The organism is Rhodococcus sp. 5A-K4 (genome assembly GCF_046097995.1).
GTDB classification, from domain to species: domain Bacteria; phylum Actinomycetota; class Actinomycetes; order Mycobacteriales; family Mycobacteriaceae; genus Rhodococcus_F; species Rhodococcus_F erythropolis.
Genome location: NZ_JBJURM010000005.1, coordinates 86,876 through 112,122, shown reverse-complemented (window position 1 = coordinate 112,122; position 25,247 = coordinate 86,876). Strand labels below are relative to the sequence as shown.

The following is a 25,247-nucleotide window of genomic DNA, read 5'->3' as shown; positions in this document are numbered from 1 at the left end:
ACACCAAAATCATGCTTGCACCGAAATCATGCACGGACAAAGGTGACTGTGGTGCCGGGTAGAAGCAGCGCCGGCGGGCGGCGCTCGGCATCCCACACCGACAGTTCCGTCGTTCCGATCAACTGCCAGCCGCCCGGGGAGCTACGCGGGTAGACGCCCGAGAACGGTCCGGCCAACCCGACTGCACCGGCCGGGACCTGCCTGCGCGGGTCCGATCGACGTGGAACTTCGAGCTTTCTCTCGTTGCTGGTCAGATACGCGAAGCCGGGGGCGAAACCGATGAACGCGACGGTCCACGACGCAGACGTGTGAGCCTCGATGACACCGTCGACCCCGAGTCCGGTCAGCTTGCCCACTTCGACGAGATCGTCGCCGTCGTAGCGGACCGGAATCTCGACAGCAGGCCCGCTCTCATCTGCTGTGAGTTCGATCGGTACGGCCCCACGTACCCACTTCTCCACGAGTTTGTGCCCGGTGATCGTGTTGTCGTACTCGATCAGGATGGTTCGCGCCGCGGGAATCAGATCGATCACTCCGGGGATCCGACTGGCGTCGAGAGCCCTGAAGTTGCCCAGCACGCTCGGCAGTTCGTCGTATTCGACGAGGACTGCGGATTCACCGGCGGGCAGGATCGTGATCATGTGAACGGTGTGATCTCGACGTCGGAGGATTCGAGGAGAGCGCGGATCGCTGCGGCCATGTCGACGGCTGCCGGACTGTCACCGTGTACGCACACCGACTCCGCGGTAATTTTGAGGGTGCTCCCGTCGACCGCATCCAACTCGCCGTAGACGACCATTCGCCGAACCCGTTCTGCAACAAGCGCCGGGTCGTGCAGAACGGCGCCCGACTCGGTGCGGGGGACCAGGGTGCCTTCTGCCGTGTACGCGCGATCGGCAAAAGCCTCGGCGACCACGTCGAGACCGGCTTCGCGCGCCTCTTCCAGAAACATCGAACCAGGTAGTCCGAGAACAGGTAGCGAACTGTCGTAGGCAACGACGGCGGCGACCACGGCCCGCGCCTGCCGTCGGTGATGGACTATTGCGTTGTAAAGCGCGCCGTGGGGTTTGACGTACGTGACCCGCGATCCGGCGACACGAGCCAAACCGTCGAGTGCCCCTATTTGATAAATGACGTCGGCGGTGAGGTCTTTCGGGGACATGTCGATGAAGCGTCGGCCGAAACCCGCGAGGTCTCGGTAACCCACCTGCGCGCCGATCCGCACGCCGCGGGTGGCTGCGGATTCGCAAGTCGCCAACAGCGTTGTCGGGTCGCCGGCATGGAATCCGCAGGCGATGTTCGCGCTGGTGACAAGTTCGAGCATGGCGTCGTCGTCGCCCAGAGTCCAGGCTCCGAAGCCCTCGCCGAGGTCGCTGTTCAGATCAACGCTGTAGCCCATACCTCGATTCTAGGTAGGTATGGGCTCTCGGTGTTCAGGCGTGCGCCGGAATCCGTCCCGCATTCTTGCGACGTGCGGATCCGAAGAGTCGGCATATCAGGTAGATCACGAACGAGACCGAGGTGACGAAACTCGAGACGGGAACGCCGGGTGCCAGCGAGAGAAGGATGCCGCCGACGGCTGCCAGTTCGGCGAACACGACGGAGAGGATCGTGGCCTTGAGTGGGCTTGCCGTGACGTACGCGGCGGCCGCTGCGGGGGTGATCAGCAGCGACATCACCAGCAACGCACCGACGATCTGTACGCCGAGTGCTGCGGTGATGCCGACCAACACTGCGAACACGATCGACAGTGCCCGAACCGGAACACCGCGAGCTGCAGCAACTTCGGGGTCGGTGCTTGCGAACAGCAAAGGGCGGTAGATGAATCCGAGTGTGCCGATCACGATGACCGCGCACAGCAGCAGAAGTTCGAGACCACTGTTTCCCGGCGCCACGATCTGTCCGACCAACAGTGAGAAGCTGGTTCCCGTGCGACCGTCGTACGCCCAGAGGAACAACACCGACAAGCCGAGACCGAAAGCCATGATCACACCGATCACCGAATCTCGGTCCCGCGCTTTGGCTCCGAGCAGCCCGAACAGCACTGCCGCGACCACGGATCCGACGATGGCACCGAAGCCGACGCCCACACCGACGAGAAGTGCGGCGGATGCACCCGTCAGTGACAGTTCACTCGTTCCGTGCACCGAGAACGACATCTGACGGCTCACGATCAGCGGCCCGATAATGCCTGCCAACAATCCGAGGATGGCACCGGCAATCAACGCCTGTTGGACGAAGTCGTACTGCAGTAGGTCGACGGTGGCGGACACGTCGAACATCCGCGACATCGCGTCGGTGAACTTGTTACTCACTGGTGGTGATCCTCATCAGAATGGTGAACGCCTTCTCCCGGCCGTAGTCCGCCTGCGCTGCCGAGCGCGTCGATGGCGTCTCCGGTGCCGATCACGACGAGGCGGCCACGAACCTGCAACACTTCGACGTCGGTGTTGTACAGATCCGAGAGAACCTCGGACGTCATCACTTCGGCCGGCGTCCCGATCCGGAATTTGCCGTCCACCAGATAGAGCACTCGATCGACCAACGGCAGGATCGGATTGATCTCGTGCGTCACGAACAGCACTGCGGTGTCATGGCTGCGCCGACGCTTGTCGATCAGCGTCGAGACCAGGTGCTGGTTGGCGAGGTCGAGGCTGAGCAGCGGCTCGTCGCACAGCAGGATCCGCGGGTCGCCGACCAAAGCCTGCGCGATCCGCAGTCGCTGCTGCTCACCGCCGGACATGGAACCGATGGGAGCGTCGGCAAACGACTGGGCGCTGACCTGTGCGATGGCGGCGTCCACGATCTTGCGGCGACGACCCCGACGCAGTAGGCCAGTACCCCACTGGTGACCGTCGACGCCGAGGCCGACCAGGTCGCGGCCGCGGAGCGGGAGGCCGTCGTCGATGGATTTCTGCTGCGGGATGTACCCGACGTGTGAGTTCCCGGCCCGTGCCGGCGTGCCGACGATCTGTGCGCTACCGCCGCTGAGTTGTAGTTGGCCCAGCAGAATCTTCAGGAGCGAGGTCTTGCCCGACCCGTTCGGTCCGAGTACGGCGATGAACTCACCTGGCTGTACCTCGAGATCGAGTCCGTCCCAGAGGGTGCGGGCACCGAAGGACAATCGAGCGTCCTTCAGCGTCACAGCGGGCACGGTGTTGCCAGAAGGCACGGTGTTACCAGGGGGCACAGGAGTATTCGCGGAAGTTTCTGTCACAAGCCGATCGGTTCTTCTCGGAAATGGTGGGGCAAATAATTACTGGGCAGAGAGGGCGTTTGCGAGCGACTCCGCGGTCTGCGTCTGCCACTGAATGTAGTCCAGGCCCTCGGGGAGAGTCTCCGTAACCTCGACGACGGGCACTCCGGCGGTTTCGGCTGTGGTGCGCATGTCCTGGGTCACTTTGTCCTGCGTCTGGATGTTGTAGACCAGTGCGCGGGCCTGCTTCTCCGCGAGGAGCTGGCGCGTTGCGGCGATTGCGGCCGGTGACGGATCGTTGCCGTCTTCGATGGCACTGGTGAACTCTTCGGGAGTTGCGTCCTTCAGTTCAGCTGCGACCAGGAGGTAGTGCGCGATCGGCTCGGTCTGCGCCACCGGTGCGCCCGCGTGGGCAGCGGCGATGGAATCGGTGATCGCTGTGACGCCGGCGAGCTTCTGGCTGTATGCCTTCGCGTTGTCCTCGTAGGTCGCCGCGTTGTCCGGATCGAGAGCGCTCAGCTGATCGGCAACCGAATGTGCGACGGCGTCGACGGTCGGAATGTCGAACCAGACGTGTTCGTTGACTGCGCCGTGGGTGTGACCGTCATGCGATTCGCCCGCGGTTTCGCCGGCGTGGATGCCGCCGTCGAGCAGGTTGTAGGCGTTGACCGTCTTCTGCTCACCCTTGCCCGCGTCGAGGACGTCGGTGATGAACTGGTCGTAGCCGCCGCCGTTGTAGACGACAAGCGATGCGTCGGTGATCTTGGCGGCATCGGCGGGAGTCGCCTCGAACGAGTGCGGGTCCGCGGATGGCTCGTTGATGATCGACGTCACGGTCAGCTTGTCGCCGGCGACGGCCTGCGCGACGTCGCCCCACACGTTCGTCGATGCGACGACGGTGATGCCTTCGTCTTTCGACGAGCTGGAGCTGCACGCGGTGAGCGCGAATGCTGCGGCGACCGAGACGGCCGCGAGGGCGGTGGCGGTGCGGAATTTCGACGACGAACGCACGTGCTTTTCTCCTGAACAAAGGCTGGGCTAAATGCTATTGGAAACCGTTACCGTTACACATTAGCGCATAGTCGCTGGTAGTTCACCTTCGGTTCAGCCCCAACGCGCCGTCTGCGGGCACTACGGCTAACGTCCGTTTATGCCCCGGTCCCGTCAGCCACGCCGTCAAGCCACTTTGGCGTCGCTTGCCGCCGAGCTCAATGTGTCGAGAACTACAGTCTCGAACGCGTACAACCGACCCGATCAGCTCTCCGTCGAGCTGCGGGATCGAGTGCTCCAAGCGGCCAAGCGACGCGGATATCCCGGACCCGATCCGGTCGCCCGCTCCTTGCGAACTCGCAAAGCCGGTGCCGTCGGTCTTCTGCTCACCGAAGCACTCAGTTATTCGTTCCGCGACCCGGCCGCCATGAGCTTCCTTGCCGGTCTCTCGGAATCGTGTGAGGACGCCGGCCAGGGCTTGCTGCTCATCCCGGCCGGGCCCGGCCGGGATGAGGTGGATGCTGCAGCCGTGGTCCAGCAGGCGGGCGTCGACGGCTTCGTCGTCTACTCCGTGGCCGACGACGATCCGTATCTCGCTGCCGTGCTCGAGCGTCACATTCCGATCGTGGTGTGCGACCAGCCGCGCGAGATTCCCGGTGCATCCCTCGTGGGCATCGACGACCGCGCTGCCATGCGCAAGGTCGCCGATTACCTCATCGGGCTCGGCCACCGTGACATCGGCGTGCTCTGCATGAGGCTGGGGCGCGACCGGATGGACGGCGTTGTCAGCCAGGAACGACTCAAGTCCCCGCACTTCCACGTCCAGCGTGAGCGGATCGAAGGAGTGCGCGACGCGATGGTGGCGTCCGACATGGACCCACTCTCACTCACGGTGATCGAGCGGTACGTCCACACATCGCAGTCCGGGCACTCGGCGGCGGCGGAAGCTCTCGCGACCAACCCTGAGATCACCGCACTGGTCTGTACCACCGACGTGCTGGCTCTCGGCGCCTTGGACTGGGCGCGCTGGCAGGGCATCGATGTACCTGGCCAACTGTCGATCACCGGATTCGACGGCGTCGACGAGGCGCTGCGCGAATCACTGACAACGGTGCGCCAGCCCCAGGAAGAGAAGGGCCGGCGCGCCGGTGCGCTCCTGATGTCGCCGTCTGGATCCGGCGTTCCGATAGTCGAGATGCTCGACACCGAACTACTGGCAGGGCGAACATCAGGTCGGATCAAGGGGTAGCGCTCACGCCAGGAGTTGCGCGCACCGCAACAATCCCAGATGGCTGTACGCCTGGGGATGGTTGCCCAGCGAGCGTTCCGCGATGGGGTCGTACTCCTCCGCGAGTAGTCCGGTGGGACCCGCTGCCGCGACCAACTGATCGAACAGTGCCTCTGCTTGCAGGCGTTGTCCGATCAGTAGGTAGGCCTCGACGAGCCAGGCGGCGCAGAGGTGGAACCCACCTTCGATGCCGGGCAAACCGTCGTCGTGATGGTATCGGTATACCGTTGAGCCGCTGCGTAGTTCAGCTTCGGTGGCTACGACGGTCGCTGCAAAGCGTGGATCCGTCGGATCGATCAGTCCCGACAGCCCGATGTGCAGAGTAGCGGCGTCGAGATCGGTACCGTCGTAGGCCGCGGTGTACGACTGGACGTCGTCCTTCCAGCCTTTGTGTCGTACTTCGTCGGCGATCTGGTCACGCAGTTCCGCCCACTCGGGCAGAGCCTCGCGAGAAAAGCGAGTAGCAAGATCGACGGCGCGGTCGACGGTGACCCAACCCATCACCTTGGAATAGACGTGGTGGCGCGGGTTGTCGCGAATTTCCCAGATGCCGTGGTCCGGTTCGAACCAGCGCCGCTGCACTGCTTCGACCATGGCGCACACCAGTTCCCAGTCGCGGTCACTCAAAGGATCGGGAGCACCGGCCTTTTCGCGTGCATTCGCCAGTTCGACGATCAATTCGACGATCGGGCCGAACACGTCCAGTTGAACCTGCTGATTCGCGGCGTTTCCGACGCGGACCGGTCTGGAGCCGGCGTATCCGGGAAGTGAATCGATGACGGCCTCTGGCGGTAGCGAGGTCCCGTAGAGCGTGTAGAGGGGGTGCAGGCGCTCGGGTCCCGGCAGCGTTTCGAGCACGCGGTGGACCCAGTCGAGGTAGTTCTCGGCTTCGTCGGTGGATCCGACGCTCACGAGAGCTGTTGCGGTGAGGGCGGCGTCGCGCAACCAGCAGTAGCGGTAGTCCCAGTTGCGGACTCCGCCGATCTCTTCCGGCAGGGATGTTGTGGCGGCGGCCATGATGGAACCGGAATCGGCATGAACCAGCCCGCGCAAGGTCAACGCAGAGCGTTTCATCAAGTCCGGCTTCAGCTTCGGCAGTTCGAGCGTCTTGGCCCAATCGGACCAGTACGCCTCCGAAGTCGCTCGACGCTCGAGTTCCGGAACTTCGGAAGGGCCGAGTTCTTCTGTTCCGCAGCGCAATTCGAGTACGACGTCGCCCTTGGACGGCTCGACGATGGCGTGGGCAGTCTGCTGGTTTCCGTCGGTGGCGATGTTCCACAGCACACCAGGGGAGCGGAGCACGTACGGCTCGTTGGTGCCGAGGACCCGAATGCCCTCGTCGACGACCTCGAGCGTGACCTGACCCTGGCCGAACTCGGGACGGGGTGCAAACGAGACGATCGCGTCTGCCTGACCGGAAATGATGCGGGTCAGGTCGGTTCGCCCCTGCGGGACGTCGTGCGGGAGGTAGTCGGTGACGGACAGGCTCGCCCAGCGGGTCTGAACGGTCATCGTGCTGTCGATGTACTTCTGGCTCAGTGGCAAGGCTGTTCGGCGAGGCCCGACCGAGAAGTGGCCGGCCCCGGTTCCGCCGAGAAGGTGCGCGAAGACCGCCGCGGAATCCGGTTCCGGGTGACACAACCAGGTCAGCGTCGCATCCGGGGTCACCAAAGCGACGGTGCGCGGACTGGCGAGCATCGAGAGTCGCTCGATGGGCGGAGCGTCGGCACCGGAAAGCCACGTACGACGCTCGTCGAGCAGGAACGCCAGAGCAGCAGCGACATCCTCGGTGCTGTCGACGCGATAGTCGGCGACGGTGTCCCCGCTGCCGACCTTGATTCCGATGTCCGGCCCCTGCAGCCTGCTGAACGCCTTTTCGTCGGTCACGTCGTCCCCGATGAAGACGGCAGCGGTAGCGCCGTCCTGATGGCGGATCAAGTCGAGTGCGTGGCCCTTGTCGGTGGCGATGACCGCCAACTCGACCACCGACTTACCCTCGGTGACCTGAACACCCGGCCAGAGGGCCGATTCGGTGCGAACGGCGATGAGCGCTTTCTCGGCGTCGTCGGCGCTGGTGTTGCGTACGTGCAAGGCGACGCTGGCGGGCTTCTTCTCCACAGTTGCGCCGGGGGTATCGGCGGCGATTCGGCCCAACTCGGTGACGATCTCGTCGAGCAGTTTCCTGGCGTCGGCGTCGATCGCGTGAACGAATCCGATGTCGAACTCGGAGCCGTGGCTGCCGACCAATTGCACTTCGGCGGGAAGCCGGGACAGCGCCGCCAGATCCTTGAGGGCGCGGCCCGAGATCACGGCAGCAGTCGTCGACGCCAGGCTGGCGAGGGAGCGGAGCGCACGCACCGTTTCCGCGCGGGGATACGCCTTGTCCGGGTTGGCGACTATGGGTGCCATCGTCCCGTCGTAGTCGGAGGCTACGAGCAGACGCGGCGTGCGTGCCACGCCCGACAGCGCTCGGCGGAGTTCGATGGACAGATCTTGTGCGCTCACCTCTTCAAATCTAGGTGATGCAGCGACTCCTGGCTCGATACGTTTCTGCCAGATCAGTGCAAAAATGACAGATGCGACAAAGGATGTCTATTCGGGTTTCCGTGTTCCATCACCGAGCAGCAGTTCAACCGTCAATTCCAGTCGATTGGCGACATCGGTAGCCGAAGAACGTCGCGTGAGCCAGGCCACCAAATTGGACAGCCACACATCGGAGATCACGCGCGCGATTGCCAACTGCTCTTCGGTCGGCTCCTCTTCGGTCATCGCTCGTGCGAAGAGGCGGTCCATCAACTGACCCACCTGATCGACCTCTGCCGCTGCGGAGGCGTCGGCGAACATGAACGCGCGAGTCATGGCTTCGGTGAGGAGCGGATCGCGCTGCATCGCGCGGGTGATGAGGCTGAGGATCAGCTGCATCCGCTCGAGCGGGCTGGTTCCGGGTGGGATCTTGCCCTTGGAATCGATCTTCTCGAATTCGCGTGCCAGAGCGGACACCAGCAGGTGAACCTTGGACGGGAAGTAGCGATAGAGCGTTCCGACTGCGACGTCGGCGCGCTCGGCCACGGCGCGCATTTGAACAGCCTCGTAGCCACCCTTGGACGCCAGGGCGAGGGTTGCGTCGAGAATCCGCTTGCGGCGTTCACGTTGCGCGTTGGAGCTGAGATCGTCGTCCCCGAGCGTTGCAGAAGCAACCGCGTTGGAGCGGGATCGGGATGTTGTGGTCATCGACAAATTCCTTCGCGCCTTGACTCTTGGCCAGGTGTCATATTAGAACACGTTCTAAACAATTGTGTCACTTATCGAGAGGCGGGAACCAGTTGTGACAATCGCCACGACCGATGAACAGCGGGCGGTCCAGGAATCGATAGAGGCCTGGGCTCGCTCGGCCACGCCGATGGACATGGTACGCCGTGGACCAGCAGTTTCGTGGCGGGAGAAATGGTCCGAGTTCGCGTCTCTCGGGATATTTTCGGTCGCCGTTCCTGAATCGGTAGGCGGAGCCGGAGCCGAAATCGTCGATCTCGCAGCAATGCTCGAGCAGGCGGCAATCGAACTCGTGCCGGGTCCTGTTCTCACGACTGCGCTTGCAGCTCTGGTGGTTGGGCGTAGTTCGTCGCCAGCTGCCAAACGCTGGTCCGAAATGCTCGCCGACGGTGCGTTGCCGTGTGCTGTCGTATTGGACGAAAGTCCAGTTGCGGCAACGGCGAATGCGTCCGGCGGCATCGAGCTTCATGGCGAAGGAGGTTACGCCTGGGGTGGAGACTCGGGCGTATCGGTCCTCGTGTCGGCGGGCGTGGTGTCGGAAGGTGAAGGCTCGCGTGTCGTCTGGGCTCTCGTCGACGGAGACAGCGAAGGTGTGACCTACGAAGCGGTCGACACGATCGACAAGTCGCGACCACTGGCGCGAGTCTCCTTCGACCGAGTGACGGTCGACGCCGACCGAATCCTCGATGACATTGCGCCAGGATCGGTTTCCGATCTAGCGGCGGTACTTGGGGCTGCCGAAGCTGCCGGAATTGCGGCGTGGAGTCTGCGTACTGCGGTGGAGTACGCGAAGATTCGCGAACAATTCGGAAAGCCCATCGGTTCGTTCCAGGCGATCAAACATATCTGTGCCGAAATGCTGTGCCGAGTGGAAAATGCCGGAGCTGTCGCCTGGGACGGTGCGGTCGCTGCCGAGTCGGGCGACGAACTTCCGATCGCGGCGGCGGTGGCGGCCGCGGTGTCTCTGGACGCCGCTGTCGACACGGCGAAAGACTGCATTCAAGTGCTCGGCGGCATCGGATTCACCTGGGAGCACGAGGCGCACTTCTACCTTCGCCGAGCACTGTCGCTCCGGCAGATTCTGGGCGGATCGTCCCGCTGGCGCGCACGCGTCGCTGAATTGACGATCGGTGGTGCACGGCGTCACCTTCAGATCGACTTGAGTGAGCTGGAATCCGACCGGTCCGACATTCGCGAAGAGGTAGCGCAATTGGTGGCGCTGCCCGAATCCGAACAGCGCAACGCTTTGGCCGAATCGGGCTACCTTGCGCCGCACTGGCCGAAGCCGTACGGCCGGGGCGCCAAGGCCGCGCAACAGATTTTGATCGAGGAAGAGTTGGCTGCCGTCGGTATCGGCCGACCCGATCTCGTGATCGGGTGGTGGGCAGTTCCCACCATCCTCGAGCACGGCAGTGCGGAGCAGATCGAAAGATTTGCGACACCGACGCTCAAGGGTGAGATCACCTGGTGTCAGCTTTTCAGTGAACCTGGCGCAGGTTCCGATCTTGCCGCGCTGCGTACGACCGCGGAGAAGGTCGACGGCGGTTGGAAGCTGAACGGACAGAAAGTCTGGACTTCGCTTGCACGTGAAGCTGACTGGGCTATCTGCCTCGCCAGAACCGATCGCGAGGTTCCCAAGCACAAGGGCATCACGTACTTCCTTCTCGACATGAAGACAGCCGGGATTCGGATCTCGCCGCTGCGTGAGATCACCGGCGACGCGCTCTTCAACGAAGTCTTCCTCGACGACGTCTTCGTGCCGGACGACTGCGTCGTCGGCCACCTCGGCGGAGGCTGGAAACTGGCCCGAACAACCCTCGCCAACGAGCGAGTCGCGATGAGCGGCGGCTCTTCGCTCGGCGGTGCGATGGAGGAATTGCTCGAGCTGGCGGGCGATTCCGATCCTGTGGTTGCAGACAAGCTCGGTGGGCTGATCGGAACCGCCATGGTGGGCTCGTTGCTGGAATTGCGCACGACACTGCGGCAATTGGATGGTCAGGATCCGGGCCCGGCGTCGAGCGTCCGCAAGCTGGTGGGCGTGCGCCAGCGTCAGAATGTCGCAGAGTTCGCCATGGAATTGGGTGGCCCAGCCGGATGGGTGGAGGGTCCGCTCTCGCGTGAGTTCCTCAACACGCGATGCCTGTCGATTGCCGGCGGAACCACGCAGATTCTGTTGACCGTCGCCGCGGAGAGAATTCTGGGCCTGCCGCGTGATTAGACGGCGCGAGTAGAGGCCTTTAGAAATGTCCACGTTGGTGATACAACTAGAACACGTTCTACATCAGAGACAGGATTGCCAGCGTGGACTTCACTCCCGATGAAACCCAGGAAGCGGTTGCCGAGGTGGCTACCGCGCTCCTTGCCCGTGAACTGGAGCCGGACGCGCTCTGGGCGGCATTCGCCGAAGCCGACCTGCTCACGTTGGCACTGCCCGAGCGTCTGGGCGGCGAGGGCCTCTCGGTCACCGACGTCGGCTCTCTTCTCGTCGAGGTCGGCCGGGCCGCCGCTCCTATTCCGGCTCTCGCAACCCTCGGCTTCGGCGTACTTCCCATCGTTGCTCTGGGGACCGACGCTCAGCAGGACGAATTGCTCACCGGAGTCAGCGCCGGACGGGTGTTCACCGCGGCGCTCGGTGAGCCGGGTCAGCAGTTCCCGGCGCAGCCGTCGACCACCGCCCATCAGTCGGGCGACTGGTATCGCGTCAGCGGGACGGTGCTTGCCGTGCCTTTCGCGGCGAGCGCACACAGAATTCTTGTGCCCACCGACGCCGGAGTCGTTCTTGTCGATCCGACCGCCGCCGGCGTCGCATTGACGCCGACACCCAGTGCTTCCGGCAGTCCCGAGTTCGCAGTCACGATGGACGAGGCAGTCGGTGAACTTCTCGGTGCCGGTGAGGAAGCCGTCCAGACGCTGTACCGGATCGCTACGGCGAGTATCGGAGCCGTTGCAGACGGTTTAGTGTCCGGTGCCGTCGATCTCACTGCGGCACATGTCGGCTCACGCGAGCAATTCGGCAAGCCGCTCGCAACGTTCCAGGCGGTCTCACAGCAGATCGCCGACGCCTATGTCACCTCGCGGACTCTTCACGTCGCGGCGTTGTCGGCGTCCTGGCGCGTGTCGGAGGGCCTGGATGCTCAGTCGGACCTCGACGTCATGGCGTACTGGATCGCCCAGGAAGTACCCGCCACAATGCAGGTGCTTCACCACCTGCACGGCGGTCTGGGCGTCGACGTCACGTATCCGCTTCATCGTTACTACTCGACTGCAAAAGACTTGGCGCGCCTGCTCGGCGGCGCTTCGCAGCGACTCGACCTCGTGGGGGCCCGGTGTTCATCGATCTGACCGACAGTCAGCGCGCATTGCAAGCTGAACTTCGACGCTACTTCTCGACGCTGATCTCGCCCGAGGAGGCCAAGATCATGCGTGTGGAGCGGCATGGCCCTACCTATCGTGAGGTCATCCGTCGTATGGGCAAGGACGGTTGGCTCGGCGTCGGCTGGCCGGTGGAGTACGGCGGACGTGGGTTCGGTGAAGTCGAGCAGCAGATTTTTGTCAACGAGGCTGTGCGGGCGGATGTCCCACTGCCTTCGGTGACGTTGCAGACCGTCGGTCCGACTCTGCAGAAGTACGGCAGCGAGGAGCAGAAGCAGAAATTCCTGCCCGCGATCCTCGCCGGTGAAGTGCACTTCGCGATCGGCTACACCGAACCGGAAGCCGGCACCGACCTTGCAGCCCTGCGTACTTCGGCGGCACGCAATGGTGACGAGTACGTCGTCAACGGCCAGAAGATTTTCACCACCGGCGGGCATGACGCCGATTACGTGTGGCTCGCCGTGCGGACCGGATCTGCCGATTCACGGCACCGCGGCATCTCGATCCTGATCATGGATACCAAAGATCCCGGCTACACCTGGACCCCGATCATCACTTGCGACGGTGCGCATCACGTCAATGCCACCTACTACGAGGACGTTCGCGTTCCGGCGAACATGCTTGTGGGTGAAGAGAATCAGGGTTGGCGCCTGATCACGACGCAGCTCAACCACGAACGCGTCATGCTCGGTCCGGCAGGTCGTGTCGCAGGGATTTACGACCACGTCTTCGATTGGGCCAAGCGTGAAAACCTGCTTGATCACGTTGACGTACGACGCGCGCTCGGTGAGATTCACGCGACGTATCGCCTCAACGAACTGCTCAACTGGCAAGTGGCATCGAGTGATTCGGAGTCGGTGGACATTGCCGACGCTTCGGCAACCAAAGTATTTGCGACCGAACGCATCCAGCGAGTCGGTCGACTCGCGGAAGAGATCGTCGGACGGTACGGAAATCCGATCGATCCCGAAACGGCTGATCTCATGGAGTGGCTGGACATGCAGATCAAGCGCAACCTGGTGATCACCTTCGGCGGTGGAGTCAACGAGGTGATGCGCGAATTGATCGCTACCGCCGGCCTGAAGCTTCCCCGCGTTCCGAGATAGGAAACAAATCGTGTCAGATCCCATTCTCACTGCTGCCGAGCGGGTTCGAGAGGACGGGCCAAGCGCTCCTCGCGCCGGCCGTGACCCCGTGAACTTGCCGATGATCCGCAACTGGGTCGAGGCGATCGGTGACGAGAACCCGATCTACGTCGACGAATCGGCCGCCCGCGCCGCCGGACACGACGGAATAGTCGCGCCGCCGGCGATGGCGCAGGTATGGACGATGCGCGGTCTGGGGGCAATTCGAGAAGCCGACGATCCGTTGGGCCGGATGACGGACATTCTCGACGAGGCCGGATTCACGTCCGTCGTCGCGACCAACTGCGATCAGATCTACCACCGCTATTTGAAGCCGGGTGAAGAAGTCACCATCTCCTCGGTGTTGGAAGACGTAGTGGGACCGAAGAAGACAGGTCTTGGTGAAGGGTGGTTCTTCACTACCCGCAGCTTCTGGCGGGTCGGCGAAGAACTGGTCTCGGAGATGATGTTCCGGATCTTGAAGTTCGCGCCGCCGGTAAGTGAGCGTCCCTCCACTGACGTGCCTGCGGACCTGGACGCATCTCGGATGCTGCGCCCGACGGCGTCTCTCGACACACAGTTCTTCTGGGACGGTGTCGCCGCACACGAGTTGCGTATTCAACTGCGTGCGGATGGTTCGGTGCAGCACCCACCCGTGCCCGCGATCTGGAAGGACAAGTCGGAGCAGACCGACTACGTGGTCGCGTCAGGGCGGGGAACGGTCTTCAGTTTCGTCGTTCACCACGCGCCCAAGGTTCCTGGTCGGTCGTTGCCGTTCGTCGTTGCCCTGGTCGAACTGCCTGAGGGTGTGCGGATGCTCGGCGAATTGCGCGGCGTCGATCCCTCGAGTGTGTCGATCGGAATGGAGGTGGAGGCGATCTACCTCGACTTCCCCGGAGACGACGAGACCGGGGGAACTCCCTGGACTTTGTACGCCTGGCAGCCGGTTGGGGCTTCTGCGGTTTCGGCGGTTTCTGCGGATTCTGCGGGGAAGGAGTGACGATGACTTTGACGACGGATATCACTGTGGGAGAAGTTCTTCCGCAGCTCTCGATTTACGGCGACCCGACGTTTGTGGTCTCGGCAGCACTAGCTACCCGCGACTTTCAGGATGTTCACCACGACCGTGATCTCGCACAGAAACGCGGCTCGAAAGACATTTTTGTCAACATCCTCACCGACACCGGCCTGGTGCAGCGATTCGTGACCGACTGGGCAGGACCGCGGGCAGTACTCACGTCGATCAAGCTGCGCCTCGGGGTCCCGTGGTACGCCTACGACACTTTGACGCTCTCCGGCACGGTGACCTCCTACGACGAGGATCTCGTTTCTCTCGCGGTGGTCGGCAAGAACAGTCTGGGAGATCACATCACTGCGCAGGTCACACTGGCATTTCCGGCGTCGGGCTCGAATGGAGACATTGAAAACGGAGACATTGAATGAGCGCATTGTCCGGCAAGGCCGCGATCGTCGGAATCGGAGCCACGGATTTCTCGAAGGACTCCGGTCGCAGTGAACTGCGACTGGCCGCCGAGGCTGTTCAAGCCGCGTTGGACGACGCCGGTCTGACACCCGCCGACGTCGACGGTCTTACCTCGTTCACCATGGACACCAACACCGAAGTGGCAGTGGCTCGTTCGGTGGGTATCCCGAACCTCAAATTCTTCAGTCGTATTCACTACGGTGGCGGTGCCGCTGCGGCGACGATTCAGCAGGCGGCCATGGCGGTTGCCACTGGCGTCGCGGACGTCGTCGTGGCCTATCGCGCATTCAACGAGCGATCGGGTGCGCGTTTCGGGCAGGTGAACTCCGGCCTTGTGGCGCAGGTCAATTCGTCGGGAACGGACAACGCCTTTTCCTATCCTCACGGATTGGGTACTCCCGCATCGTTTGTCGCGATGGTCGCGCAGCGATACATGCACGTATACGGAGCGTCCAGCGAGGACTTCGGTCGAATCGCCGTCGCGGACCGTAAGCATGCAGCCACCAATCCGAAGGCGTTCTTCTACGGAAAACCGATCACCCTCGAGGACCATCAGAACTCGCGATTCATCGCTGAACCTTTGCATCTCCTCGATTGCTGCCAGGAATCCGACGGCGGCATCGCCATCGTCGTCACCTCGCCAGAACGAGCCAAAGATCTGAAGAACACACCCGCCGTTATCGCTGCCGCCGCACAGGGCAGCGGGGCAGATCAATACATCATGACCAGCTATTACCGCGACGGTTTGACCGGCCTACCGGAGATGGGCCTTGTCGGCGATCAACTCTGGTCACAAAGTGGGCTGCGCCCGTCGGACATGCAGACGGCGATCTTCTACGACCACTTCACGCCCTATGTTCTGATGCAGCTCGAGGAACTCGGTTTCTGCGGAAGGGGAGAGGCCAAGGACTTCATCGCCGGTGGCGCAATCGAACTCGGAGGCAAGCTTCCGATCAACACCCATGGTGGACAGCTCGGCGAGGCATACATCCACGGGATGAACGGTATCGCCGAGGGAGTTCGGCAGATCCGCGGTACTTCGGTCAACCAGGTCGACTCCGTCGAGAATGTACTGGTGACTGCGGGAACGGGCGTTCCGACATCAGGGCTTGTTCTGACTCGCTGATCGTTGTGAGCACAGCTTCATCAAGCGTCACGGCCTGTTGGCACCGCACCGAGGTTTCCTTCGATGCGGTGCTGGCCCGTGTTCTGTTGTGCCCGAGGAGTACTACCTCAGGTTTTGAAGGTGGTGTTCGCCGGCCGCGGATGCCGCTGCGGGTCGATCGAGGGTGGTGGGATGAACCACGGTTTGTTGTCGACCCCGATCCGGATTTCCCATTTCCCGACGAATCCGGTTTTTCGGTGCATCAATCGATGATGTGAACGGCACAGTAGGACAAGGTTGTTCATCACCGTCGGGCCGCCGTTGGCCCAGTGCCGGATGTGGTGCGCATCCGTCCAGGCGGGCACGCATGTGCAGCCGGGGAAGGCGCAGCCTTTGTCGCGGGCGATCAACGCCACTCGCTGCTCCGCGGTGACCAACCGTTTCCCGGGTTTCGCATCGAGCGGCGCGCCGTGATCGTCGAGCAGCACGGTCGAGAGGAAACAGTCGCACCCGAGGAGTCTGGTCTGCGATACGGATAGTGGTCCGAGCCAGGGCATGTGCCCGACATCGATATCCGACACAGCCGCTCCACCATCAGGAGCAGCGGGCGCGGCGGCGCAGTCCCGGTGCTCCGCGAGATCACGGGCGTTGATGTGCACGTTCACGTGCGGCCGCTGGCCACCATCGTTACCGGTCTTCGCGCAGTCCAGGTAACGCCGGATCAGTTCGGTGAACCCGTCCGCGGTCCGCTTCGCCGCCGACCGGGCATCGGGGGTTCCATCGGGTGCCGGGGTGGGAATCGTCAGATTCGACAGGGCGGAGAGCAGCATTTCGCCGGTGAGAGCATCGAAATCGCCGCGCACCACCACCCGGCCGTTCAACGTCGACGCGATCCGGAGCTCGTTGCGATCCACATCTTCGGCGGGCGGAATCTCATCCGATTCGAAGATTCGCTCCAAGGTCGCGATGACGTTCCGGACTTTCGTGGTCGTCGCTTCCACTCCGGACGCGGCCGCCAACAGTAGGTCGATACAGCGAGGGAGCGCTTCGTCCGGCATTCCCTTCGGTGGTGATTCGCAGAACGCCACGATCAGCACGGCGTGCTCGAAGGAGCAGTCCCCGACATCGAACCGGGCAGCCACCGCCGGAAACGGCCGCAGCGCCGCACCCAACGCGGCGATCTTCTTCCCGTCCCGAACCTGCAGCATCGTGTTCGCCGCCAACCACGAACCGACACCGCGGCTGGCAATCACCTGATCATCCGGGCGCATCGAGAGTTCGTCCACCGCCGCCACACGAACGGCCTCGAGCCGCAGAATCTCCGCACTCGCCGACACCGCAGCCGCACGCAACTCAGAAGCAGACAACCGCCACAGGCGTCCGCGCAACCCCACCGCAGAACCCGACACCACATCCGACAACAGAACACTCATTGAATCCCCCGATCCCCTCCCCAAACAATACTCGAACACCCGTTCGAGTCAAGAGGTGCTTTCGGGCTCGCTCTAGGATCGCTGGATGTTCACGTTGACTACGGAACGCCTTGTTCTTCGAGATTTCACTGTCGCGGATGAAGATGCCGTCCATCAGTACGCGTCCGACCCTGCCGTCTGTAGATATGTTGATTGGGGGCCGAACACCCCCGCGGTGAGCAGGGCATTCCTGGCTGACGCGGCACTCGAAGCTGAGCTCGTCGAACGTCGCACGTTCACCCTGGCCATCACGTCGAAGGCTGATGGAACGGTCATCGGTTCCGTAGCTGTGTGGGAAGTGTCCGCCGCGCACCGGCGGGCGGAACTCGGTTTTGTCGTGAACCCGAAGTCCCAAGGACGAGGTTATGCATCCGAGGCAGGGAGCGCGGTCCTGGGACTCGCCTTCGCTCGCCTTGGAGCACAGCGCGTGCAGGCAACGTGTCGTCCGGAGAACTCGGCGTCGGCGTCGGTGCTCACCAAAATCGGAATGGTGGAGGAGGGGCGGATGAGGGCACACATGGTGATCCGGGGGACCGCGGTGGATTCGCTGCTTTTTGCTGCAACACGATCTGCCGCCGTACAGCCATAGACCGCGTCAGCTCACTTTTCGTGACCTTCCCGGGCCCTGGTGCGATACTCGAACCATGTTCGAGGATGCCTTGCTCATCGACGCGGCCGGCCGGCCCACTATGCAGCATCACCAGGCCTTTTCTCGGGACTGGGACCGCATCAAGGAATGGTCCGACAACATCTACATGCCGTATACGGTCACGCCGATAGGAAGTCGGTTGAAGCCGGCTTCGGACATGTACTCGGCGGCGGTGGGCAAGATCGACGTCACCCGATTCTGCTACGGCATTCCGGTCTCTGTCGGTGAATGTTCTCCTGAGGCCGGAAACATTCTGGTTCTGACGACGATCAGAGGCAACGGCCGACATGCCCTTGGTCGGGGAGCTGCGGCAAATACTGCCGTGGGGGAGACTTTTGTCGCCGACTGTAGTCGGACCGACTATTTCGTCGAATTCGACGCGGATCATCTGCAGCTGAATCTCACTGTGCCGCATCAGCTTGTCGCGGACCACGCCCGGCAGTGGTACGGGGCGGTTCCCGACGATCGTCTGTGGCGGCACAAGTGCACCATCGGCGGGCGTGGCTCGAGTTGGCTCGCATTGATGGACTACGTCGTTCGCGCGATTGCAGAGTCGCCTGACGCGATGTCGGGTGAAAGGCTGGGCGCCAGGGTTCAAGAACTCATCACGGCTCAGCTTCTCGACGAGTGGGCGACGCAGGCCGGGTTGCAACTCGGCGCCGACGTCGCCTCCGCCGAACCGGCATACGTGCGATCGGCGGAGGAGTACATCGATACCTTCGCGCGCTCGGTGCCGACGGCGTCCGAGATCGCGGCTGCGGTGGGCGTCAGTGTCCGGGCGCTCACTGCGGGATTTCGACGATACCGAGACACCACGCCGGGGCATCGATTGCGCGCGCGTCGACTGGAGGGGGTACGCAGCGAACTGTTGCGTTCCGATGGGAGAACCGTCTCCGAAATCGCAAACGCCTGGGGCTACGTCAATCTGGGCATGTTTGCGGCCGCCTACCGGAAACGGTTCGGAGAGTTGCCTTCCGAGACTCGGAACCCACTCTGAGGACAGTTGTTTGAACGGTCGTGACGATCGGTTTACGCACTCGATGAACTGCGATGATCCGTTGTTTCGTGTCGGAGCGTTCTGCAAGGATTGAAATCGAACAAGACAGCAATCCCACGAGCTAGGAGTACGTCATGGCAACTCGACTCAATCCGTACATCAGTTTCAACGGTAACGCGCGTGAAGCGTTGGAGTTCTACAAGGGCATTTTCGGTGGCACGCTGGCGCTGAGCACGTTCGGTGAATTCGGCAATCCCGGCGAAGGCGGGGACAAGATCATGCACGGAATGCTCGAGACCGATCAGGGATACACCCTGATGGGTGCTGACACTCCGCCCGGCATGCCGTACAACCCCGGCGACAACATCACGGTCAGCCTCAGCGGCGACGACGGCGATGTGCTGCGCGGGTACTGGGAGCAACTGTCGGGAACAGGTACGGTCAGCGTTCCGCTCGAGAAGCAGATGTGGGGCGACGAATTCGGCGCCTGTACAGACAAATTCGGTATTTCCTGGCTGGTGAATATCGGAGCGCCCCAGAGCTGACTCCAGACTCTGCCCGGTTCTGCCGAAACGAGACAGTTTTCCTGCCGTTTCGAGGCAGAGCCGGGTGTGTGATCGCCGTTACATTCTGTTCGACAAGACAAGTTGCAAGTCGGATGGAGAAATGCAGTGACGATCGAAGATATTGCGCGGAAGCCCCTTTCGAAGCAGCGCCTCGACGACGTGCTGGCGCGAGCAACTCAGGGGGCTGATCGCGTCCCGGGTGTGGTCGCGATGATCACGGATCGAGAAGGCAACATCTACGAGGGTGCTGCGGGCGAGCGGACTCTCGGTTCCGGCGTTCCGATGACCCTCGATACAACCTTTGCGCTCTTCTCCACCACCAAGGCGATCACCGGTACCGCTGTCCTGCAATGTGTGGAGGAGGGATTGCTCGATCTCGATGCACCTGCAGCGACCTATGTTCCCGACATCGGTGAGCTGAAGGTCCTGGACGGTTTCGACGCCGGCGGAAACCCCGTTCTTCGAGAACCCAAGCGTGACATCACCACTCGCATGCTGCTCCTTCACACTGCAGGGTTCGGCTACGACTTCTTCAACGAGTCGTACAACCGGCTCTCGCAGGAACATGGGCAGCCCAGCGTGATCACGTGTAGCAAAGCGGCGCTCACGACACCGCTGCTCTTCGACCCGGGTGAGAAATGGGAGTACGGCACCAACATCGACTGGGCCGGACAGGTCGTCGAGTCGATTCGAGGTCAGCGACTCGGCGATGTCATGCGTCAGCGCATCTTCGAACCTCTCGAGATGGCCGATACGGCATTCACGATGAGCCCGTCGATGAAGGATCGACTTGCGCCGATCCATCAGCGTGAGAGCGACGGAAGCCTCACTCCGCTCATCGGATTCGAGCTTCCGGCCGAACCCGAGGTGCACATGGGTGGTCACGGTTTGCACGGCACTGTCGGCGACTACACGAAGTTCATTCGTATGTGGCTCAACGACGGCGCAGGCACATCCGGTCGCGTGTTGTCGCCGGAGACGGTAGCTGCAGCTGTTCAGAACGGGCTCGAAGGCCAGCACGTGGGGTTGTTGCCCGGAGTTCTCCCGACGCTGTCCAACGATGCGGAATTCTTCCCCGGTGTACCCAAGGGATGGGCATACTCCTTCATGACAAATGAAGAGGTGGCACCCACCGGTAGGCCGGCCGGATCGCTGGCTTGGGCGGGTCTTGCCAACCTCTATTACTGGATCGACCGGCAGACCGGCGTCGGCGGGTTCTGGGCAACGCAGATTCTGCCGTTCGCGGACGCTGGATCCATCAACGGATACCTGGAATTCGAGACCGCCGTTTACCAGTGATCGGCTGGATTCCCGCTGTCCGGGATCGACTGTTTCTTTCGGGCGGGTTCGGAGTACGCATGCAGTACAGCGCACGCTTGCATACAACGAACTAGGAGACGGCATGAACAGCCTCGAAGGCAGCTTCGAAGGAAAAGTTGCACTGATCACCGGTGCCGCACGCGGTCAGGGGCGCGCCCACGCTGTTGCATTCGCGGAGCGTGGCGCGGACATCGTGATCTGCGACCGGTGCGAGAACAGTGATGTCGTCGCCTACCCCCTCGCAAACGAGGAGGATCTGAAGGAAACCGTTCGTTTGGTGGAAGCCACCGGTCGTCGGTGCATTGCCGTCAAGGCAGACACTGCTGATCGCGAAGCAATGGACGCGCTCGTTGCCCGCGCTGAAGCCGAGTTCGGCCGTGTCGACATCGCCGTCGCGAATGCCGGTGTGTCCGTGCCCGCTCCGATCACGTCGATGACGTCGGCACAGTGGAACGAAGTCATCTCGTCGAACCTGACTGGTGTGTTCAACACCGTTGCGGCCGTGTCAGGTGGAATGGCGGAACGTGGTTACGGTCGCATCATCACGATTTCCTCGATGATGGGTCGATCAGGTGGCACCCAGATGGCGGCGTACGGCGCCTCCAAATGGGGCGTCATCGGTTTGACGAAGAGTGTGTCGCTCGAACTGGCCAACTCGGGTGTGACCGTGAATGCTATTGCACCGGGAAACATCTCGACGCCGATGATTCACAACGACATGATGTACGCAATGATGCGGCCTGACCTCGAATCGCCGACGGCAGACGACGTCGAACCCGTGTACGCGACTCTGCATGCGCAGCCGGTCGGTTGGCTGGATCCCTTCGAGATCACGCGAGTAGTCCTGTTCCTCGCCGCCGACGCGAGCGCCCACATGAGTGGCATCGTGGTTCCTGTCGACGCCGGAGTAGCCGCTCGCTCGAACGCTTGACGGACAAGACTGTTCGCGCGAAAGCGCGGACCGGGTGGGTCGTCGGCGTCCTGAGTCTGAGCGGTGTGGTGGTCGCGCTGCAACAGACCTTGGTGGTGCCGGTCCTGCCTGCGTTCGCGACGGCATCGGGAGTATCGTCGTCCACCGCTTCCTGGCTGGTGACCTCGACGTTGCTGACCGGTGCCGTCGCAACCCCTCTCATCGGCAGACTCGCCGACATGTTCGGCAAGCGCGCGATGATGCTCGTCTGTCTTGCCGTGATGATCGTCGGCTGCATGGTTGCTGCGCTCAGCCAGAGTTTCTGGTTACTGATCCTCGGGCGCTCGTTGCAGGGGTTCGCGACGGCACTTCTGCCCGTCGGAATCAGTATCATGCGCGATGTCCTTCCTCCGGAAAAGCTCAGTGGTGCAGTAGCTCTCATGAGTGCGACGTTGGGGATCGGTGGCATGTTCGGTATGCCGATGGCTGGGGTGATCTCGGCGCACTGGGGACTACCCGCGCTTTTCTGGGTCACCGGTGGATTTGGGGTAGTACTGATAGTCGTCTTGCCGCTGGTGGTGCCGGAATCGGCTGTGAAGAGTCGCGGACGCTTCGACTTTCTGGGAGCCACAGTCCTCACGCTCGCTATGACTGCACTGCTGCTGGCCGTTTCGAAAGGAACCGAATGGGGCTGGGCAAGCCCCGAGGTTCTGGTTCTGATCGTGTCCGGCGTGGTCTTGCTCTGTGGATGGATTCCGTGGGAACTGCACACGCCGGCACCGCTGGTCGATCTGCGGACTTCCCTTCGCGCTCCGATTCTGGTTTCGAACGTCTGCGCAGTATTACTCGGTTTTGCCATGTTCATCAGCGCGTTGGCGGCAACGCAGGAACTTCAGTTGCCCCTGGCGTCGGCGGACGGTCTCGGACTCTCGGCTGCCGAAGCCGGACTGGCGATGATGCCGGGCGGAGTCCTGATGATCGGATTGGCGCCGGTGTCGTCGAAAGTGACGAGGCGATGGGGAGCGAAGGCTACGTTGGCGTCGGGTGCGATCGTCATTGCAATCGGATATGTCTTGCGTGTGCTGTTGGCGCCGACGTTGGTCAATATCGTGATCGGCGCTGCCGTGGTATCGGCCGGTGTGGCATTTTCCCTGGCAGCCATGCCGACTCTGATCACCGAATCTGCACCGATCCATCAGACTGCCTCGGCCAACGGATTCAACAGCCTGCTCCGTTCGGTCGGTACCTCCACCGGAAGCGCCGTTGCGGCAGCGGTATTGGCCAGTTCAACGGTGGTGATCGGTGCGAGCGCTGTGCCGACCCTGCATTCGTTCGCGGTTTTGTACTGGATCGGAGCGGGCGTATCAGCACTGGCCGCCGCGGTGACGTTGGCAGTGAAGGTGGAGCGGACGGGGGCGGTATCGCTGCCCGAGTTACCAATTGCAGCCGAAACCGATGGCGCAACGAAGATCGGGTGAGTCGACGGACTGACCCGATCTTCGTCGTCACCGTTATCTTCGACTGGAATCAACCAGGTACTCGAGATTCTGGTTGTACGGGGTGGCCGTTACCGCAGCGTGCGAACTCACCCGGGACACCTCGGTAGTGCCGCGAACGACAGAAGCCTTGATGGAACCTACTTTCAACGGTGCTATGCAGCTGCTCATCCCGGCCGGGGCATTGCAGGTGGTTGTCGTGGTTCCCACCGTCACTTTGACGACCGCCGGCGCCGTCAAGAAGGAAAGAACTTCGACGGTATCGCGAGCGGGGGACGACCATTGGCGCAGTGTCATAGGGGCAGCAGAGCGATTGACGGGGACCGCGGAGACCGACTGATTGCGGTAGATGAGATACGCGGTGTCGCGAACAATCGCGGGTGAGGCGCCGGTGCGGAAGCTGTACAACCCGTAGGAACTCATGTCGAGCAACGCACGCCCATGGCCGACGCTGGGCGCGAACGACGTTCCCTCGCTGTAGTCGTTCCAGGTGACGAGCTGTACCCATTCGCTGTTGGACGCAATCGCAATCTGCCACATGTTCTGCAGATTCTGTGAATTCTGTGCCTCGTCGTAGATCGACTGACTAGGACGAACATCTTGGAAGGCGACTGGTTGCATCCATATCTTTCCCAAGGAGTGAGCGGCAGCGGCAAGTCCCATCGGAGAGTTCGGGTTCGATCCCGAGAGCGGATTTCCTGCCGGATTTCGATTACCCCAATTCGACATCCCGTAGCTGATCGATGCAAAAGAATTCCGGTTGGCTGCAGCGTCGAGGAAAACCGGAACAAATGCCACATTTATGCCGTAAGAATTCTTCATAAGAGTGATGAACTCCGACCACCAGCCCGCAGTCTTGTTTTCGGCAAGGAATGGAGATATCACGAGCCGTCCGTCGTTCAATTTGAACGATGATGCCATGGTCGAATACGGTTTCATCTCTGCTGCCATTTGAGCTGCGGTCATGTTTTTGAACGCGCCGTTCATATCAGGCATGAGCATGATCTTGAAATTCGGATCGACTGCTGCGGCCGCTTTGATCAGGGCGGTGGGCACGGTGGAACCCCACCAACTGGTGTCGGTTGCCTTGGCGATGATGTCGACGGAGAATCCGTCGATGCCCGCGGCGATTGCCGAACGAACTTCGTTTTCGAGGTCGCGTTGGCGCCACTGCGTATCGGCGATGGGTTGCCGCGGTGTCGGCCGATCGCGGAGGAATCCTCCGTAGCGAACGTGTTTGTTGTTCTCGCCGTTGACCGTAAGATATTGTGTCGCATAGTAATCGCCAGACGGATTCGCATTGTCGATCGAAACCGGATAGGGCGGGAAGTAGTGAGCGAAAACCAACTTTCCGTTCAGTGCTGACTTGGGTGGAATGTCGAAGGGCAGCGCTGCAGATTCAGGATTCGCCGAGAACGAGGCCGGCGTGTACGTCGGCGCGGAGCGCGGTTGTGTGTTGTACGCGGCGATCAGTGCGGCCGCGACAATCACGGCCAGGGTGAAGCAGATGGTCTCGAAGGAATATTTCGCCGTTTTTCGGATCCACGGAGTTCGGATGTATCGAGTTCTGATACTCATGGCACAGTCAGCCTTTCTCGATCCCCCGAAGTGTGAGTCTTCCCCGCGTGCACTGAATCGGTGATTCAATTCTTTTCGGCCTCTGTCTGATTTGTAATTCGAGATTCGACACCATAAGTCAACCGTCACCGGCCCGAGTGTCACTTGCTGTACGAGTGTAACGCTGCCGCGTTCATCATGAATACCTGAAAGCGGTCTTTGTTCAAGAATTTCGGGTTTTTCTTTCCGGTATATATCCGTCGAAAGGTCGGTGAAATTTATCGGCTGTATTGGGCAGGACTGGGACGTGTGGTCTGTTCCGTACCTAGTGGCCGAAAGGCACCGGCGAAACCAGGGAGGTGATTGCAGCCGGGCAACTGACGAAATTTCCTGGAATGTGTCGGCCTCCTGGGTCACACTGGGGAACGGACTACCGACGGATTACCGATGCG

At 62.0% G+C, this 25,247-nt stretch carries 22 protein-coding genes; 13 read left to right on the top strand and 9 right to left on the bottom strand.

Going from position 1 to position 25,247, the window contains the following annotated elements:
* Positions 1 to 26 precede the first annotated feature (26 nt).
* The 5 genes from pxpB to ACKAMS_RS08765 all read right to left on the bottom strand — a co-directional run bounded on the left by pxpB (position 27) and on the right by ACKAMS_RS08765 (position 4,207).
* Positions 27 to 641, bottom strand: a complete 615-nt coding sequence (gene pxpB / locus ACKAMS_RS08785) for a 5-oxoprolinase subunit PxpB (protein ID WP_084326791.1) — start codon at positions 639 to 641, stop codon at positions 27 to 29.
* Positions 638 to 1,399, bottom strand: coding sequence for a LamB/YcsF family protein (locus tag ACKAMS_RS08780; protein ID WP_408988893.1), 762 nt, complete (start codon positions 1,397 to 1,399; stop codon positions 638 to 640). Before ACKAMS_RS08780 ends, pxpB begins: the two co-directional genes overlap by 4 nt.
* A 34-nt stretch (positions 1,400 to 1,433) precedes the next feature.
* Positions 1,434 to 2,315 carry a metal ABC transporter permease gene (locus ACKAMS_RS08775; RefSeq protein ID WP_003945811.1) on the bottom strand — a complete coding sequence of 294 codons (882 nt, stop codon included), beginning with the start codon at positions 2,313 to 2,315 and terminating at the stop codon, positions 1,434 to 1,436.
* Positions 2,312 to 3,154, bottom strand: a complete 843-nt coding sequence (locus tag ACKAMS_RS08770; RefSeq protein ID WP_408988930.1) for a metal ABC transporter ATP-binding protein — start codon at positions 3,152 to 3,154, stop codon at positions 2,312 to 2,314. The genes ACKAMS_RS08775 and ACKAMS_RS08770 overlap by 4 nt, the downstream gene beginning before the upstream one ends.
* Positions 3,155 to 3,256: 102 nt before the next feature.
* Complete coding sequence (locus ACKAMS_RS08765; RefSeq protein ID WP_408988892.1) at positions 3,257 to 4,207, bottom strand: metal ABC transporter solute-binding protein, Zn/Mn family; 951 nt, start codon at positions 4,205 to 4,207, stop codon at positions 3,257 to 3,259.
* A gap of 139 nt (positions 4,208 to 4,346) precedes the next feature.
* Here ACKAMS_RS08765 and ACKAMS_RS08760 point away from each other — a divergent pair, with 139 nt between their 5' ends.
* On the top strand, positions 4,347 to 5,435 hold the full coding sequence (locus tag ACKAMS_RS08760; protein ID WP_007733995.1) for a LacI family DNA-binding transcriptional regulator: 1,089 nt from the start codon (positions 4,347 to 4,349) through the stop codon (positions 5,433 to 5,435).
* Positions 5,436 to 5,438: 3 nt separating this feature from the next.
* Here the strand turns inward: ACKAMS_RS08760 and otsB are convergent, their stop codons facing one another.
* The gene (otsB, locus tag ACKAMS_RS08755; protein ID WP_019746851.1) at positions 5,439 to 7,979 is read right to left on the bottom strand and encodes a trehalose-phosphatase; all 2,541 of its coding nucleotides are present in this window, start codon (positions 7,977 to 7,979) and stop codon (positions 5,439 to 5,441) included.
* A gap of 87 nt (positions 7,980 to 8,066) precedes the next feature.
* Positions 8,067 to 8,705 carry a cholesterol catabolism transcriptional regulator KstR gene (gene kstR / locus ACKAMS_RS08750; RefSeq protein WP_003945752.1) on the bottom strand — a complete coding sequence of 213 codons (639 nt, stop codon included), beginning with the start codon at positions 8,703 to 8,705 and terminating at the stop codon, positions 8,067 to 8,069.
* Positions 8,706 to 8,799: 94 nt separating this feature from the next.
* On the opposite strand from kstR, the gene ACKAMS_RS08745 reads away from it, so the two are divergent.
* The 6 genes from ACKAMS_RS08745 (at position 8,800) to ACKAMS_RS08720 (ending at position 15,849) form a co-directional block, all read left to right on the top strand.
* Positions 8,800 to 10,962 (top strand): acyl-CoA dehydrogenase, encoded by a 2,163-nt coding sequence (locus tag ACKAMS_RS08745; RefSeq protein WP_283384699.1) that lies wholly within the window; start codon positions 8,800 to 8,802, stop codon positions 10,960 to 10,962.
* A gap of 83 nt (positions 10,963 to 11,045) precedes the next feature.
* Complete coding sequence (locus ACKAMS_RS08740; RefSeq protein ID WP_020968401.1) at positions 11,046 to 12,086, top strand: acyl-CoA dehydrogenase family protein; 1,041 nt, start codon at positions 11,046 to 11,048, stop codon at positions 12,084 to 12,086.
* Positions 12,071 to 13,222, top strand: coding sequence for an acyl-CoA dehydrogenase family protein (locus tag ACKAMS_RS08735; protein ID WP_084326786.1), 1,152 nt, complete (start codon positions 12,071 to 12,073; stop codon positions 13,220 to 13,222). Before ACKAMS_RS08740 ends, ACKAMS_RS08735 begins: the two co-directional genes overlap by 16 nt.
* 10 nt (positions 13,223 to 13,232) lie before the next feature.
* Entirely contained in the window at positions 13,233 to 14,240 is a 1,008-nt protein-coding gene (locus tag ACKAMS_RS08730) for a bifunctional MaoC family dehydratase N-terminal/OB-fold nucleic acid binding domain-containing protein (protein WP_387405141.1), read from the top strand.
* Positions 14,241 to 14,242: 2 nt separating this feature from the next.
* On the top strand, positions 14,243 to 14,683 hold the full coding sequence (locus tag ACKAMS_RS08725) for a MaoC family dehydratase (protein ID WP_020968404.1): 441 nt from the start codon (positions 14,243 to 14,245) through the stop codon (positions 14,681 to 14,683).
* Positions 14,680 to 15,849 (top strand): lipid-transfer protein, encoded by a 1,170-nt coding sequence (locus ACKAMS_RS08720; RefSeq protein ID WP_019746856.1) that lies wholly within the window; start codon positions 14,680 to 14,682, stop codon positions 15,847 to 15,849. The genes ACKAMS_RS08725 and ACKAMS_RS08720 overlap by 4 nt, the downstream gene beginning before the upstream one ends.
* A 107-nt stretch (positions 15,850 to 15,956) precedes the next feature.
* Here ACKAMS_RS08720 and ACKAMS_RS08715 read toward each other — a convergent pair whose 3' ends face one another.
* A complete protein-coding gene (locus ACKAMS_RS08715) occupies positions 15,957 to 17,261 on the bottom strand; it encodes a DUF222 domain-containing protein (RefSeq protein ID WP_408988891.1) in 1,305 nt (434 codons plus the stop codon).
* 85 nt (positions 17,262 to 17,346) lie between these two features.
* Between ACKAMS_RS08715 and ACKAMS_RS08710 the strand changes: the two genes are divergently transcribed.
* The 6 genes from ACKAMS_RS08710 to ACKAMS_RS08685 all read left to right on the top strand — a co-directional run bounded on the left by ACKAMS_RS08710 (position 17,347) and on the right by ACKAMS_RS08685 (position 23,220).
* Positions 17,347 to 17,889, top strand: a complete 543-nt coding sequence (locus ACKAMS_RS08710) for a GNAT family N-acetyltransferase (protein WP_408988890.1) — start codon at positions 17,347 to 17,349, stop codon at positions 17,887 to 17,889.
* Between the two features lie 55 nt (positions 17,890 to 17,944).
* Positions 17,945 to 18,946 (top strand): AraC family transcriptional regulator, encoded by a 1,002-nt coding sequence (locus ACKAMS_RS08705; protein ID WP_080908907.1) that lies wholly within the window; start codon positions 17,945 to 17,947, stop codon positions 18,944 to 18,946.
* Positions 18,947 to 19,080: 134 nt separating this feature from the next.
* Positions 19,081 to 19,491 carry a VOC family protein gene (locus ACKAMS_RS08700; RefSeq protein ID WP_003945857.1) on the top strand — a complete coding sequence of 137 codons (411 nt, stop codon included), beginning with the start codon at positions 19,081 to 19,083 and terminating at the stop codon, positions 19,489 to 19,491.
* Positions 19,492 to 19,671: 180 nt separating this feature from the next.
* On the top strand, positions 19,672 to 20,811 hold the full coding sequence (locus ACKAMS_RS08695; RefSeq protein WP_408988929.1) for a serine hydrolase domain-containing protein: 1,140 nt from the start codon (positions 19,672 to 19,674) through the stop codon (positions 20,809 to 20,811).
* 103 nt (positions 20,812 to 20,914) lie between these two features.
* Complete coding sequence (locus tag ACKAMS_RS08690; RefSeq protein WP_019746862.1) at positions 20,915 to 21,763, top strand: mycofactocin-coupled SDR family oxidoreductase; 849 nt, start codon at positions 20,915 to 20,917, stop codon at positions 21,761 to 21,763.
* Entirely contained in the window at positions 21,760 to 23,220 is a 1,461-nt protein-coding gene (locus tag ACKAMS_RS08685) for an MFS transporter (protein WP_182261275.1), read from the top strand. The genes ACKAMS_RS08690 and ACKAMS_RS08685 overlap by 4 nt, the downstream gene beginning before the upstream one ends.
* Positions 23,221 to 23,253: 33 nt before the next feature.
* On the opposite strand, the gene ACKAMS_RS08680 is transcribed toward ACKAMS_RS08685, so the two are convergent.
* The gene (locus tag ACKAMS_RS08680; RefSeq protein ID WP_021332377.1) at positions 23,254 to 24,816 is read right to left on the bottom strand and encodes a glycoside hydrolase family 71 protein; all 1,563 of its coding nucleotides are present in this window, start codon (positions 24,814 to 24,816) and stop codon (positions 23,254 to 23,256) included.
* Positions 24,817 to 25,247: the final 431 nt, after the last annotated feature.

Excerpts from the sequence above, each read along its gene's own strand:
- pxpB (WP_084326791.1), bottom strand. The coding sequence starts at position 641 with ATGATCACGATCCTGCCCGCCGGTGAATCCGCAGTCCTCGTCGAATAC.
- ACKAMS_RS08780 (WP_408988893.1), bottom strand. The coding sequence starts at position 1,399 with ATGGGCTACAGCGTTGATCTGAACAGCGACCTCGGCGAGGGCTTCGGA.
- ACKAMS_RS08760 (WP_007733995.1), top strand. The coding sequence starts at position 4,347 with ATGCCCCGGTCCCGTCAGCCACGCCGTCAAGCCACTTTGGCGTCGCTT.
- kstR (WP_003945752.1), bottom strand. The coding sequence starts at position 8,705 with ATGACCACAACATCCCGATCCCGCTCCAACGCGGTTGCTTCTGCAACG.
- ACKAMS_RS08725 (WP_020968404.1), top strand. The coding sequence starts at position 14,243 with ATGACTTTGACGACGGATATCACTGTGGGAGAAGTTCTTCCGCAGCTC.
- ACKAMS_RS08720 (WP_019746856.1), top strand. The coding sequence starts at position 14,680 with ATGAGCGCATTGTCCGGCAAGGCCGCGATCGTCGGAATCGGAGCCACG.
- ACKAMS_RS08715 (WP_408988891.1), bottom strand. The coding sequence starts at position 17,261 with ATGAGTGTTCTGTTGTCGGATGTGGTGTCGGGTTCTGCGGTGGGGTTG.
- ACKAMS_RS08710 (WP_408988890.1), top strand. The coding sequence starts at position 17,347 with ATGTTCACGTTGACTACGGAACGCCTTGTTCTTCGAGATTTCACTGTC.
- ACKAMS_RS08705 (WP_080908907.1), top strand. The coding sequence starts at position 17,945 with ATGTTCGAGGATGCCTTGCTCATCGACGCGGCCGGCCGGCCCACTATG.
- ACKAMS_RS08700 (WP_003945857.1), top strand. The coding sequence starts at position 19,081 with ATGGCAACTCGACTCAATCCGTACATCAGTTTCAACGGTAACGCGCGT.
- ACKAMS_RS08690 (WP_019746862.1), top strand. The coding sequence starts at position 20,915 with ATGAACAGCCTCGAAGGCAGCTTCGAAGGAAAAGTTGCACTGATCACC.
- ACKAMS_RS08680 (WP_021332377.1), bottom strand. The coding sequence starts at position 24,816 with ATGAGTATCAGAACTCGATACATCCGAACTCCGTGGATCCGAAAAACG.